11 protein-coding genes are annotated in these 13,172 nt (G+C 68.3%); 5 read left to right on the forward strand and 6 right to left on the reverse strand.

Annotation, left to right across the window (positions count from 1 at the left end; translation table 11 throughout):
* Window positions 1-118: 118 nt before the first annotated feature.
* The 5 genes from ACVNF4_RS23305 to ACVNF4_RS23325 all read left to right on the forward strand — a co-directional run bounded on the left by ACVNF4_RS23305 (window position 119) and on the right by ACVNF4_RS23325 (window position 6,247).
* A complete protein-coding gene (locus ACVNF4_RS23305) occupies window positions 119-1,069 on the forward strand; it encodes an ABC-three component system protein (protein WP_461804818.1) in 951 nt (316 codons plus the stop codon).
* A complete protein-coding gene (locus ACVNF4_RS23310; protein ID WP_358218332.1) occupies window positions 1,066-1,551 on the forward strand; it encodes a three component ABC system middle component in 486 nt (161 codons plus the stop codon). The genes ACVNF4_RS23305 and ACVNF4_RS23310 overlap by 4 nt, the downstream gene beginning before the upstream one ends.
* A 33-nt stretch (window positions 1,552-1,584) precedes the next feature.
* Window positions 1,585-3,534, forward strand: coding sequence for a DUF3732 domain-containing protein (locus tag ACVNF4_RS23315; RefSeq protein WP_461804819.1), 1,950 nt, complete (start codon window positions 1,585-1,587; stop codon window positions 3,532-3,534).
* 373 nt (window positions 3,535-3,907) lie between these two features.
* Window positions 3,908-4,321, forward strand: a complete 414-nt coding sequence (locus tag ACVNF4_RS23320) for a hypothetical protein (protein ID WP_461804820.1) — start codon at window positions 3,908-3,910, stop codon at window positions 4,319-4,321.
* 240 nt (window positions 4,322-4,561) lie between these two features.
* Window positions 4,562-6,247, forward strand: coding sequence for a DUF6119 family protein (locus tag ACVNF4_RS23325; protein WP_461804821.1), 1,686 nt, complete (start codon window positions 4,562-4,564; stop codon window positions 6,245-6,247).
* A gap of 41 nt (window positions 6,248-6,288) precedes the next feature.
* Here ACVNF4_RS23325 and ACVNF4_RS23330 read toward each other — a convergent pair whose 3' ends face one another.
* From ACVNF4_RS23330 to ACVNF4_RS23355, 6 genes are all read right to left on the reverse strand, one after another.
* The gene (locus ACVNF4_RS23330; RefSeq protein ID WP_461804822.1) at window positions 6,289-8,136 is read right to left on the reverse strand and encodes a hypothetical protein; all 1,848 of its coding nucleotides are present in this window, start codon (window positions 8,134-8,136) and stop codon (window positions 6,289-6,291) included.
* Between the two features lie 502 nt (window positions 8,137-8,638).
* Complete coding sequence (locus ACVNF4_RS23335) at window positions 8,639-9,838, reverse strand: endonuclease domain-containing protein (RefSeq protein WP_461804823.1); 1,200 nt, start codon at window positions 9,836-9,838, stop codon at window positions 8,639-8,641.
* 340 nt (window positions 9,839-10,178) lie between these two features.
* A complete protein-coding gene (locus ACVNF4_RS23340) occupies window positions 10,179-11,102 on the reverse strand; it encodes a TniQ family protein (RefSeq protein ID WP_461804824.1) in 924 nt (307 codons plus the stop codon).
* Between the two features lie 137 nt (window positions 11,103-11,239).
* Entirely contained in the window at window positions 11,240-12,274 is a 1,035-nt protein-coding gene (locus tag ACVNF4_RS23345) for an ATP-binding protein (protein ID WP_461804825.1), read from the reverse strand.
* Window positions 12,262-12,756: a hypothetical protein gene (locus tag ACVNF4_RS23350; RefSeq protein WP_461804826.1), complete on the reverse strand. Its 495-nt coding sequence runs from the start codon at window positions 12,754-12,756 to the stop codon at window positions 12,262-12,264. The genes ACVNF4_RS23345 and ACVNF4_RS23350 overlap by 13 nt, the downstream gene beginning before the upstream one ends.
* A 50-nt stretch (window positions 12,757-12,806) precedes the next feature.
* Window positions 12,807-13,172 (reverse strand): integrase core domain-containing protein (locus ACVNF4_RS23355; RefSeq protein ID WP_461804827.1); only part of this gene is annotated, 366 nt, incomplete at its 5' end.

Raw genomic sequence — 13,172 nt, forward strand, 5'->3', positions numbered from 1 at the left:
CCGAGCTACCAAGAGGCCCTGCCTTCATGCCCGCAGCCAGTGGCAACCACCCGATCGAGACTCCTGTTCGACGCACACCCCTCAAGATCGGAACGACAACAGCTACTCAGGCACGTCGATGCCTCTTCTGCGCCTGGTCTCGACGCAGGTCGCCCCCGAGAACACGTTCCTGCACCAACTGCGCCCCGGAGCCGACCGAGACGTGAGCAACGCGCTGGCCCGGATGGAGGAGGTGGCCGAGGACGAAGACGGGCCCGACGGCACGGCGAAGGACCGTGCTCTGTTCATGAAGCTGACACCCGCTCAGCGCCATCAGCTCGTCAGCGCCATCACCGTCAACGACGGCGCCCCCGTGATGTCAGACCTCGACTCTAGTCTGGCCAAAGAACTGGGGATCACGCCAAGCGAGCACGCTCAGGCCGCCCTCGACGACATCAAAGGGTGGTGGTACGGAATGGCTGTCAGGCTGCTGGAACGCAAGAACCCAGAACGCATGCTCCCCTCCGTCAAGGCTGAGCAGCTCATGTGCCGCCGGGACGAGATCCTCGGCCGGTACGCCGGCAAGAGCCTCCCGATCACGGAGACGCTGAGCAATCTCACCCAGGCGGAGATCGCCGGCTACGCGGACCGTCTGGTCGTCACCCAGATGCGCTGGATCGGGCTGCCCGACGACGAAGTTGCGATGCACCTGCGGGACTACCACTACGCACGGGCACAGCGCTCCGAGTGGCTACGAACCTTCAAGATCACCTCGGAAAGGCTCGAGGAGTACGAAGGCGAGCTCCACTACGAATGGGAGAGCGCCTTTCGTCGCCGCACCCGTCGCGTCCGCGCCGACATGAGCGAAGAGGACCGCCAGTGCGTCGGCCAGGACATCCTGGACGACACCATGGACAGAGCCGCGGACACGCCCCTCAGTCCGGGCAGTGTCACCGCCCCATGGATCGGCAAGGGAAGCATGCACGGCCTGTCCGACCAGGCCGACACCGCAGAAGCGGACCGGGCCGTGGGCTGGCACCCCGACTACACCGAACTCTGCAAGCGCCACATCGAAACGCAGGAACAGTGACGACGGACTCCCACCACCACGTGTCCGAGGCGCAGGCGCTGTTCAACCCGGCTTTCGGCGCCTACCTCCTAGCCAGCGGTGTCAACGCCGCCGTGAAGAAGGCACAGAGGCCTCTGCCCTGGCCCAGCGCCTTCCTGATCCTGCCCCTTGTGCTGCCCGCAGACACCCGTGACTCGCTGCCCGCCAAGTCCACCGTCACACTGATGGCCTGGGCGCACGACCACCCGCGCCTGCGGGCCGCCTTCGCCGAACGCGCCGCCGTTCTGACCGACTACACACGCGCCAGTCTGCGCACCGCCATGCGCCATCGCGCCATAGACGTCGCCTCCTCCGGACTGATCTGCCCCCGTGTCCCTCAACCCGCATCCGCTGCCCCCGGTGAAGAAGTCGCCGACTGCGTCCGGGCCGCGACGCTCGTCGGCCGCTGGCTCGCTGTGACCGACCCCACCCGAGCCTTCACGACGCTCGGTGTCCGTCCCTGATCCGTTTCCGCTGCAAGGAGTCCCAGAACCGTCATGCAACTGCTCGCCCTGGCCCTCTACCACCGAGACGGCAGGAAAACCCCCAGGGTCCTGCGGTTCCGCCCCGGGGCGCTCAACATCCTCACCGGCGAGTCGGAGACCGGTAAGTCCGAGGTCCTCAGCATCGTCGACTACTGCCTCGGACGCCGGGCCCCCCACCTGCCCGACGATCTGATCGACCAGACCGTCGGCTGGTATGCCCTCCTGGTCGCCTTCGCCGACCGCTCGCGCATGGTCCTGGCCCGGCCCCGCCCGACGGGTGCCTCCACCCTGCACGCGTTCACCCGCACCGGCGACGCCAGCCTGGACATCCCCCAGGTCCACGAACTCGTCCACAACTCCAACGTCGCGGCCCTGCGCAGCGAACTCAGCGCCCGCCTCGGCATCGAGGACTTCCACTTCCAGCCCCCCACCGGGGCAGGACGCAAGCCCTTCGACGTCTCCATCGCCCAAGCGGCCCTGCTCTGCTTCCAGAACCAGAACGAGATCGCCGACCAGACAGCGCTGTTCCACCGCCAGACCGAGTCCGGCATGGCCCAGACCCTCAAGGACACCCTGCCGTACTTCCTCGGCGCTGCCGGCCCCGAACAGGCTTTGCGCCGCCACCGCCTCGGCGAAGCCCAGCGTGCCCAACGCGCTGCCCAGCGCAAACTCGACGACGCCCTTCGCCATCAGCAGGCCATGGACGCCAACGGTCTGGCTCTCGTCCGCCTGGCGGAGAGCGAAGGCCTCCTCACCGAGGTGCCCGCAGCCCCTGACACCGCCCAGGTTCTCGACCTCCTGCACCAGGCACTGGCCGCTGCACCCGAGACCGCCGCACCGCTGGACCTCCGCGACCGGCGCCAAGAACTCAACGAGGAACGCCGTCTCCTGCGCGAACAGTTGCAGGAATTCGACGAGGCCCTGGCCGCAGTCGACCGCTGGCAACAGCAGGGCCGCGCCTTCACGGGCGAGCTCCACCTCCAACTCGACCGCCTCAAAACCCTCGACCTCCTCGGCCCCGAGCGCCAGCACGACACCCTCGTGTGCCCCATGTGCACCCAGACCCTGGAACACCCAGACCCTTCCGCACAGGACATCTCCGAACTCACCGACCACCTCGCGCAGGAACTCGCGCAGGCACAAACCCTCCAGCCCGTCCGGGAAGAGCACCGAAACGCCCTCCAGACCGAGCGCGGCCGTGTCACCGAACGCCTGAGACTGAACGGCGCCCAGCTCAGAGAACTACTGGCCAGCGACGAACGCCTGCGCAACCTGCAGGAACAGAACCTGCGCGTCGCACACATCCAGGGCAGGATCGCCGAAGCACTCACCCGAACCGGAACAGACAGCGACCTCACCCGGCTGCGCAACGACCTGGCCCTGGCCCAGGAACACGCTGCCACATTGGAACAGCTCGTCGACGAGGACGACGTCACCGCTGAGACCGAACGCCGGCTCGCCGACATCGCCGTCGGCATGACCGCCTGGGCGAAGCGCCTCAACCTCGGAGGAGCAGCCGACGCCACCGAAGTAGGGATCAGCCTCAAACTGCTCAACGTCGTCCTGAGACGACCCGCAGGACGCCTGCCCCTGACACGGATCGGCAGCGCCAAGAACCACATCGGCTACCACCTCGTCGCACACCTCGCCCTCCACACCTACCTGCGACGCAACAACCGGCCGGTCCCTGGCTTCCTCATGCTCGACCAGCCCACCCAGGCGTTCTTCCCGGAAAAGCCCCGCGACGCCGCAACCATCCAAGACGCCGACTGGACCACCGTCACCGCCTACTTCCAGCTCCTCAATGACGTGGTACAGCTCAACCAGGGCGCCCTGCAGATCATCGTCTGCGACCACGCGAACCTGGCTGAATCCTGGTTCCAGGACGCTGTGATCGGCAACTGGCGCCCCGACAGCAACGGCACCCGCAACGCCCTCATCCCCCCGAACTGGCTTGAATAACGGCAACGCCGGGTACGGCTGGCCCAGCCGTACCCGGCGGCCTTTTCTTTGGGCGACTCCGATGTGGCGACTGCGATCCGGTGCCCCCTTCTGCATCACCTCGGGCGCGGACAGCAGAGACCCCTGTGGCGAGGGCGCGTCCGCGATGAATCTCAACGTGCCCTCGGCCACTGCTTGGCAACCCGCGACTGCGGTAGTCACGAGGACCAGTGAGCCTTCACGACTCGTGGCGCCGCAGCCCGCCGGCCTAACCCTGCTGATGCCGGGCGCTTCGCCCCGCCGGTGACGAACACCCATGCCGGGGGAGCTTCAGGGCCGCCCGCAGGACGTGGACCGGAATGTGTCAGGGTGATGGGAGAGGAGGCGGTGCCAGGTGAGTACGCTGCGGGTGGACGTGTTCGCCTTCGACATGCCATGTCCGCAGTGCTCGATGCCCTTGCGGTGGGTGTTCGGGCTGCTGCCTTCGCACCGGCCGGACGGCAGCGAGTTCACCACGACCGACTTTCCCGAAGCCGTCGATGTGGCACGCCGGATCCCGGCCGACCCCACCGGCGACACCATGGACCTGGCCGCGCAACTGCACGACCGGCCCGCCTGGCAACGGGGGCGCAGCTTCAACCCGAACACGTGTGGCCACTGCGGACACCAAGCGGACTGGCACGTTCTCGACGACGTCATTCACTATGCCCTCCACGGACGATGGATCCGCGCGGCAGAAAGCCGGGTCCCGGTGCCGCAGTGGCGTGCAATCCGCGGTCGCGGGCAGGGAATCTCTTGGACACCGTGAACCGCCCCGGCCCGAATGCCGAGCGACCGAAGACAGCAGGCCCCCTTTTCTCGGCTACCACGCGAGATGCGTGATTCCCGAGCAGATGTTCGAAGTGGCTCGGTGATGCATACCGGTGGTTGGGTGGGAGTCCGGCCGTCCGGCCCTCTCGGATAAGCCATATAGATCTGTTCGGTGGGAAGACGGCCTCCTGGCTGCTTTCGTAGTGTCTTCAAGCACTTCGCGCGCGTGGAGGCCGTCTTGGGCAGTACCCGCATACCTCGATCCGCCACCCGTAAGTCCACCCTCCACCGGCTCAAGCCCCCCGAGGGCACTACCCCGGAACTGCGCAAGTTCGTCCGCGAGAGATACCTCGACAGTGAGGACTACCAGGCCAGGGAGTTCACCCGCCGGGGGATGGAGGGCCTGCTGATCACCGGAGGTGTTCCCCGAGAGCGCTCCGACTGGTGCAGCGCGGCGGAATCCATCACCGGCCTGGACGTCAACGAACGCAGCCGTGCCGCGGCGGGACTCATCCTCATGCGCACCGGCCGTGGCACCTACGCGCTGAGTTACGGGGTAGGGCAGCACATGCTGGACCCCTACTTCCGTGACGACGAGTTCGGACTGGAGTTCGCGACCCGCTGTCTCAACGACGACGGAGTCATCAAAATCCGCAACCAGATCATGGACGGCCGAGGCCGGGTCGACGAGTACTCGGTGTCACGAGGCGAGCGGATCGACGACTTCGGCCTGGACCGCTTCGGTGCCGTCGTCCGCCGCATCTGCGGCACCGTCAGCGGACTGTCACTGACCTCCCTGGAGACCGGCAGGACACGACAGGTCCGCGTCGAGTGCTCACAGGCCACCATCAAGCTCCCCCTGGCCACCACCGTGGAACAGTTCCTGAGCGACCTCCAGGCGATCGAGGACGTATGCGCGAAGCCCGATCCGCTGCCGCAACTGCGTTTTGTCAGCAGGGTCCACACCCTCGACAACCGCAGTCACAAGGCCGTGGAGGCCCAGAAGGTCCTGGAAACGCACCTCACGGACCCGGACAGTCCCCGCCTGACCATCGGCGTCCCCGACTCCTGTCAGGAAAGCTACAGCTCGGCCCAGGCGTTCCGCGCCAGACGAGGCGCCCGCACGATCGAGACAAGCGATCTCGAGCTGCACCACCTGCTGCAGTTCGTACAGGACAAGCCTGAAGGAGAACGGCTCAAGGCCCTCGGCGACGTACGGGTCACCATGTTCAGCGACGATGACTACCAGACACCGGCCGGCGTCACCACCAACGGAAAAGAGTGGCTCATCGCCGACATCACGATGGGCACCGACCGCCTCTTCTACGGCAACGGCAAATGGTTCGAGGTAGGTGCCGGCTTCCTGGAGACCCTGGAGGAAGAACTCACCGCCTTGTTCACCCAGCCTCAGACGGTCACCCTGCCGCCATGGCCCAAGGGCCCGCCCAACTCCAAGGGCCACGACTCTCACGACGAAGACTGGTTCAACCACCAAGCAGCGAAGCCCGACGGGTATCTCCTGTTCGACAAAAAGGACATCGTCACGGAGAAATTCAAAGGAGGGGGACTGGAGATCTGTGACGTCCTCGGCCCCGAGAACCAGCTGATCTGCATCAAGAAGGCACCCGCTAGCACAGCTCCCCTCAACCACCTCTTCGCCCAGGGCGTGGTCGCCGTCGAGACGCTGCGCAGCGACAGCGAAGTACGGGCCAAGTTCCTTGAGCAGGTGGCCGCGCACACGCCGGACCACCGCCTGCTCCACGACTTCGGCACACTCCGGGTGGTCTTCGGGATCCTCCTGAAGGACGGCCAGGACATCCGCGTCGACTCGCTCTTCGCCTTCGCCCAGGTCTCGTTGCTCCAAGCAGTCAGACGGCTGCGCGCGATGAACGCGGAGGTCGAAGTCGTCGCCATACACCGCTGAACCAAGGCCGGAGTCGCGCCGGTACGGATGCCGCACCACGGTCAACTGGTGTGCACGGGGGCGTGGTCGAAGAACCTTTGCTCGTCGTCGATGCGGATCTCCCGCACGCCGGGGTAGGCGCGGGGGAGCGGGTCGTTGGTCGCGGCGATGACCTGGCAGGCGTAGCCGTCGGGCGAGGGGTCGTCGGCGATGGAGATGAGGGTGTCGATCAGACGCACACTGGTTTCCTGGTCCAGTCCTGTGGACCCCAGGCCGGCGAGCGGCGAGTCGATGATCAGCAGCGGCGGAACCCGTACCGCAGCATCCGCCCGGCCAAGGTCGCGCAGGGACAGGAGCACCGCGATGTTGGTGGCCGCCTTCGGGCTGCCTCCCACCGAGATGTCCGTGAACGTCTTGACGGGTTCGCCCCGCTCCTTCACCCGGACGGTGAAGTCCTGCGGATCGATGGAGGCGGTTTCGACGGCCGGGTTGATCTGCCGCAGCCGGTCGAGGAGGAACGCCGACCAGCGACCGGTGACATCCTTGCGGCGGACGTCGTGCGCGGTCTTGGCGGCGTCCCGGGCGGCCTGCGCCGCTTCCATCGTTTGCTTCGCCGTCTCGACGACCTTCTCCTGGGCCCGGATGAAGTCGGCGTCATCCAGCCTCCGCTTGAGCTGGGCGACGTCCCGGCTCAGACCGTGAGCCTCCTTCTCCGCCTGCTGCGTCGCCTTGCGCGCGGGAGCGAGATGATCGTGCTCGTACGCGTCGCGGGCCGTGAGCGCGTCCCCGGCGTCCTTCTCCGTCTCCTCTACGGCTCGTGCCGCGGCCTCCGCGGCCTCACGCAGCCCCTTGTTCTTCAGCCTCAGCTGCTCCGCCTTCGCGCGGGCAGCGGCGATCTGCTGCTCCCGGTGGTCTTCGCCGCCGGAGTGGGTCTGTCCGCACTGGCGGCACAGCCCGGGATCACGCTCGGGAAGAGCCTGACCGCACCGGGTGCAGCCCTGCGGTCCGGGGTTCAGTAAGGCGTTGAGCGCGCCTTCCACCCGTGCCTGATCGGCCACGGTGCTGCTGAGCTCGGTCCGGGCGGCCTCGGCCTGCTTGGCGGTTTTGCGGCGCTGCTGTTCGGCCGCCTTGTGCAGAGCGACGAGCCGCCCGTGCTCCCCGATCGCGGCTGTCAGGATCCCGGAGGCCGTCTTCCACCGCTCGGCCGCCGCGAGGTGCTCGCGCTGCTTCTGCTCGTACTCGGCGCGGACACTGTCCGGGTCGGCCACGGCGCCGGTGTCGCGGAGCTTGTTGAACTGGTTCAGTGCGGAACGGGCGGCACGGTGGCGGGACTCGGTCTCGGAGGCGTTCTTCTCCAGCCCCGCAAGGTCCTCGTTCCACAGCCCGAGAAGCACCTCCAGGGCCAGGATCCGCGCCGTGTCCTTCTCTCCGCCGAGGAACTCGGAGGAGATCGTGTTCTGCCGCAGAGCCATCACGGTGCCGTAGAACTCGTCCAGTCCGACACGGGTCGTGCCCCGGGCCGCGGCCGGGAGGCCGAGCAGGTCCTGGATGAACGCGCCCGCCGTGCTCTCGCCGGCCTTGGCCGCGGTCACGGGCAGCGAGCGTTCGAGCTCGTCAGGGGTGTCGAGATTCTTCACCAGGACCCGCGCGCGGGGGTCGGGGCCGCTGCGGGTCGCCTGCCAGCGCGTCCCGGAGACCCGGAAGACCAGGCGGACATGCTGGCAGGCGCGCACCTCCGGCATGACCGTCGCGTTCGTCAGCCCCAGCGGATACAACAGAGCCTCGATGGCAGTGGACTTGCCCGATTTCGAATGCCCGACCAGGAAGGTCACCAGGCCCTTGAAGTAGCGGGCGTACCAGACGCCGTCCCGCTGGAACTCAAGTCTTTCGATGACGAACGACGGACCCATGGGCGCTCCTCGGCTCGACTGTGCTGCTCTCCCCGTGGAAACGAGCGTCCGTCGAACGGGTGACGCCCCAAGATCCTTCGGGCAGAGTCTGATCCGGGGCAAGACGCGAGGCGACGGCTGAGCCGAACGCGATCCACAGCCGCAGATCGATGGCCTGCCCAGGCCCTGGCGGTCGACCGGTCCACTGCGGTGCGGCTGGACCGTATCCGGGTGCTGCGGCAGGCGGGAGCGGTAGTCGCCCACCAGCGCCGCGACGTCGGGCAGTTCCGCGTCGAGGAAGAGACGGAGGGGTGAGCCGCGGTCATCCTGGCAGATGGTGAGGCTCATACCGTCACCCCTGGACGGATTGCGGCAGGAGCGGGGAGTGTGCAGGCCATGACGTGTCTCGTTGCGTTGATGCCCGGCGGAAGGCGGCACCTGCGCCGCCTTCCGCCAGCGCCCGGCCCACGGGCGGACGCGGGGAGGAGAAGTTCAGGAACAGAGGCGATGAGGGGACGGGCCGTCAGACGGATTCCTGGCCGGGGGCGTCGGCACCGGCCTCCAGGGCCTTGTCGACGAACTCCCGTACCAGCTGCCTGACCTGAGCGGCCGGCACGACCTGCTCCCACCGGGGTGCCAACGCGCACTGCCAGCAGCGGAGCCGGAAACGGATCGATCCGTCCTCCTGAACCGAACCCCACGCGGAATGGGGCTGCTTCGCGCACGGGCCGTGCGGGTCGAGCGCGGACGTCTGCAGCACGATGTCGGGCCGGTGGCGCGGCGGCACGGTCCTGTCGCGGCGACAGCCGTCGCACCGCAGGAGGTGGCTGACCGCGCCCGGCTGGTGGATGAACCGGTGGCCGCCGCCTTCATAGGTGTTGCAGCTGGCACACACCGGCCCGCGCACGAATCCGTGCGTGTGGCAGTGGTCCCAGTACACCGCCTGCCGCGGACCGGGACACATCCGGCACAAGAACGCCTCCGGCTGCGAGTTCTTCGGCAGCGACGCATACAGCCTGCCGCGCAGATGGTCCTTATAGGGGCGGGCGACGGAGGCGGCGCACGCGGGGCACAGGGTGGTGTAGCCGCTGGCGCTGGACGTACGCCACTTCGAGACGTCTCCGGTGGCGTTGCAGCGGCTGCATCGGGCGGCCTGTTCGACGCACTCGGCGGCGATCCGGTCCGCCCGGTCGAGGAGAGCGGCGTAGGCGCGCGGGACCATCCAGGCGGTGCCGGACCACGTCAGTAGCGGCAGGGGGCTGGTGCACGCGATGGGCGACCGGCCGTAGCGTTCCTCGACCTGCTCGAAGGTCGCACCGCACCCCAGCCCGTAGCGGTTGGGCCGGGTACGGCTGCACGGCTGCCGTCCTTCGCAGCGGCAGCCGTTGGCGCTCTGGTCCTGGTAGGAGACGTGCTCGAACCAGCGGTGGATCTGTGAGCGCCACGTCCGGTTGCGCTCGGCGGACGAGAGACGGGCGTCGACCAGGTCGTCGGGGTCGAAGGGGAGCGAGGCGAGCCGGTTGCCGGCCGCGCGGATGTCCCGGTCGTCCAGCCGCCACCGGCCCTTGTACTTGTAGCCGCGAACGGCGGTGTCTCCGATGAGGACGTGGTTGCTGATCTGGAAGGTGTAGCGGGACAGCGAGGAGGGTGCTGCGGGGACGGGGCAGCCCTCGGTGAGTTCCGCCAGCAGCTGGTTGGCGTACTCCGGACTGATCGGTGCCATGGGTGTGTCTCTCCTTGTGGGGGAGCGGGTGGGGCGGGGCGTGCAGTGGGTGGCGGCCTGCGGATGCCGACGCGATGCGGTCCGGGCCGGGAACGGCGGGCGGGGGAGCCGGGGATGGGGCCGGGAGATGTCACGGGTACCGCGTCGGCCCGGGCCGGGGCGAGGGCACCGGTTCCCAACCACCGGTCAGGAAGGCTGCCCCGGCCTCTTCGCAGACGGTGCGGGGACGGCGGTCGGTGAGGAAGCTGGCACGGTCGCTGTACTCGGTGGGCCGTGCCGCCGTCCGGTGCACCGTCCACAAGCCGTCACTGCTGGTGCTCGCGGCGGTGAGCCGGTGCAGTCACCGATCGAGCGGATCGGTCTGCACGGCTGTCCTGGGCTTGGCTCGGGTGTAGGCGATCAGCCAGTCCGCGAGCCACGGCCTGTCGGCCTGGTGGCTGATTTCCCGGAGCAGCAATTCCGTTGCGGCGGCGGCCCCTTCGGCCGCGGCGGTCTGACGCAGCTGCTGCTGCCAGCGCGGAGCGCCGAGCAGCCGGGCCACGGAGATCGTCTCCGGGTAGGACACCAGCGCATGCGGCGCCACGGCCGCCGGCGTGCACCCCGTGGCTGCGGCCAGCCGGCGTACACGGTCCTGCCAGACCGTCTCGGATCTCCACCCCTGTACCTGCCACGACCACACCACCGCCGCGGCGAGGGCCACCACGTCCGCGGCATCAGGGCGGGCCCGTACGAGAGCGGCATGGCGGCGGTGCGCAGTGAGCACCTCGGGCAGGCTCTCCAGCGGAATGCTCGCCGGGCTCCCGGGGTGCGCGAGGAGCCAGCGCCGGTGACGCCGGCAGACGTGCCCGGCCGTTCCCGGGTACACCAGCACCGGCCGTCCGGGCCGCCAGGCCCGCCCGGTACACGCAGGACAGGTCCCCACCCATGCCTCGCCCGGCATGTACCAGGCCGCCCGCAGGTTCTCGTCGTCCGCGAGCCGCCCGTGCGGGGCGGCGAGCGCGGGCAGCAGGCGGGTGAGCCGGGACAAGGGAAGACCGGTGGAGCGGGCCAGGGCCGTTCGTGCGGGTGTGTTGAGGAACAGTTCCAGGCCGGTGCCCGGGGTGCCCGTCACCTGCACCCGGTGCGCGCCGCTCAGGATGCCCCGCAGCAAGTCCTGCGCGGGCAGACCGTAAGGGGCGGCCATCCTCCGGAACCAGGAGCCGGTCAGCTCCCCCGCCACGGGCGGGATACGAACAAGCGTGGAGGCGGAGGCTTGCACCAGCATCGTCCTTGTCTTTTGCGCGTGGGGGTGTTGAGGGCAGGGGCGTGGCCATGGCTCAGCGCCCCGTCAAAGAGGGGAAGGGGGAACTACGGGGGCGGGCCTGCGGCGGGAGGCCCGGGTGGGGCCTTCCGCCGCACCGGTCAGTTGCCGGGGTGTGGCAGCAGAGTGGCGCGCGCCGCGTTCGTGGCCTGGACGTCGAGGAGCACCTGCGACAGCTGCTTCTTCGTGATCGCGAGGCTTCCGTCCAGGATGGAGCGGATCGCGGCCTCCCTGACGAGGAGGGAGAGACTGGCCATCACGCCGCCGGTGCGCAGATGGATGTAGGCGGCGTGGCGTACCAGCGTTCCGGGCCGGTGGTGGGCCAGCCGCAGTGCCCCATCCATGTCGCCCAGGAGCGTGCGCCACATCTTCTTCTGCTCCGGGGTGCCGTTGAGCAGCGGGGGAGTGCGCAGGAGTTTGCAGCGGGCGGCGAGCTGGGCACCGCGGGGCCCGGTCAGCAGCGGTGAGTCCTCCACGTTGACACCAGCCAGCACGAACGTCGCGGGTACTCGTTCCATCAGGGTCTTGACCTGGTCGGAAGTGTCGGCGCCGGGCTGGGTACGGGTGTTGAGCAGGTGCACGTCGTCGATGAACACCAGCCGGGTGCCCCGCTCCAACATGACGTGGCACACGGCGTTGGTGATGGTGTGTTCGGTCATCCCGTCGTGGACCGGAATGCCCGCGAACCGGGCGAGGACCCTGGCCAGGTTCCTGGGCGTGTAGGTGGGCGGGACGGAAGCGAACAGCACGGGCATGGAGCCCTCCAGGCCCGGCCGGCGGCGCCGTTCGCTCAGTTCGAAGGACCGGCCGAGTTCCATGAGCGTGGTCGACTTTCCCGCCCCCGGCGGCCCGGACACGATCAGCCCGCGCCGGGCGGTGCCCGGCTGCTTGTTGTTCACCAGCAGCGTGACCCTCAGCTCCGCCATCGCCCGTTCCATGGAAGGCGTCTTGAGGGTGACGAACTCCGAGTGGTAGTTCAGCCGCCTCGCCTGATCCCAGGAGGGGTCGTCCACCGGAGGGGCGGTCACCCGCAGACGGCAGACGTACTCCTGCCACCGGACGCAGTCCGTGACCGCGCCGGGAGTGACATCGTCGTCGGAGAAGTCGCCGCCCACGGCAGCGGTTACGGCAGCCACTGGTCCTCCTCAAGGTCCTGGTCGCTGAGGATGAGAGACCCTCCTGAGACATGGCCGGCCTGCGGCCCGTCACCGATGACGTCCTCGTCGTCGTCCTCGTCCGGCAGGGTCTCGTCGTCGGGATCAGGCGCCGCGTACACGCCGGCCAGCCCGAACGACGGGGCGAGCACGTCCAGCGCATTGATCTCGCCCGCGGGCACCGGCACGCTCTCCGAGGCGCGGGACTTCGCCATCACCCGCCGCTCCCTGCCGGACAGCTTCTCTTTGCCCGCGGCCCGCCTGAGGAAGGCGTCCAGGGCCAGGGCCAGTTCGGCCTCGTGTTCCTCACGCGAGCCGGTACGCTCGACCACCTTGCAGATGTGTTCCCAGACGTGGTGCGTGAACGGGAGGGCGACCGAGGTGGTGTGGATCCATGCCACCTCGCGGAAACCCTCCGGCAGCCGGACCCAGATCCGGACCGGGTCGTAGGGGTTGTAGTGCACCTCCCACTGAGGGGCCTCGCGTTTTCCGGACAGGCTTTTGACCGTTTATATCACGCGGCGATTCGCAACTTCTCGTACTCGGCGTGGACTTCGCACGGAGGGCGGTAACCCACCGCCGAGTGGAGGCGTTTGCGATTGTACCAGAATTCGATGTAGCGAGTGATGTCCTGCCGGGCGGCCTCGCGGGTCGGGTAAGTCACCCTTGATACGCGCTCGTTCTTCAGGGCGCCGAAGAATGATTCGGCCATGGCGTTGTCGAAACAGATCCCGGTGCGGCCGGCAGATCTGCGGAGCCCGAAATGGTCCAACGTCCTCCCGAACTCGGCTGACATGTAGTTACTTCCGCGATCCGAGTGAAATATAGCGTCGGCCGAGAGGTTCCTGTTCCGTGCCGCGTTACGGATCGCCCTGGATAT

Source organism: Streptomyces sp. S6 (assembly GCF_054880855.1).

Coding starts and splice junctions, on each gene's coding strand:
- ACVNF4_RS23305 (WP_461804818.1), top strand. CDS start 119: ATGCCTCTTCTGCGCCTGGTCTCGACGCAGGTCGCCCCCGAGAACACG.
- ACVNF4_RS23335 (WP_461804823.1), bottom strand. CDS start 9,838: ATGGCACCGATCAGTCCGGAGTACGCCAACCAGCTGCTGGCGGAACTC.
- ACVNF4_RS23340 (WP_461804824.1), bottom strand. CDS start 11,102: ATGCTGGTGCAAGCCTCCGCCTCCACGCTTGTTCGTATCCCGCCCGTG.
- ACVNF4_RS23330 (WP_461804822.1), bottom strand. CDS start 8,136: ATGGGTCCGTCGTTCGTCATCGAAAGACTTGAGTTCCAGCGGGACGGC.
- ACVNF4_RS23315 (WP_461804819.1), top strand. CDS start 1,585: ATGCAACTGCTCGCCCTGGCCCTCTACCACCGAGACGGCAGGAAAACC.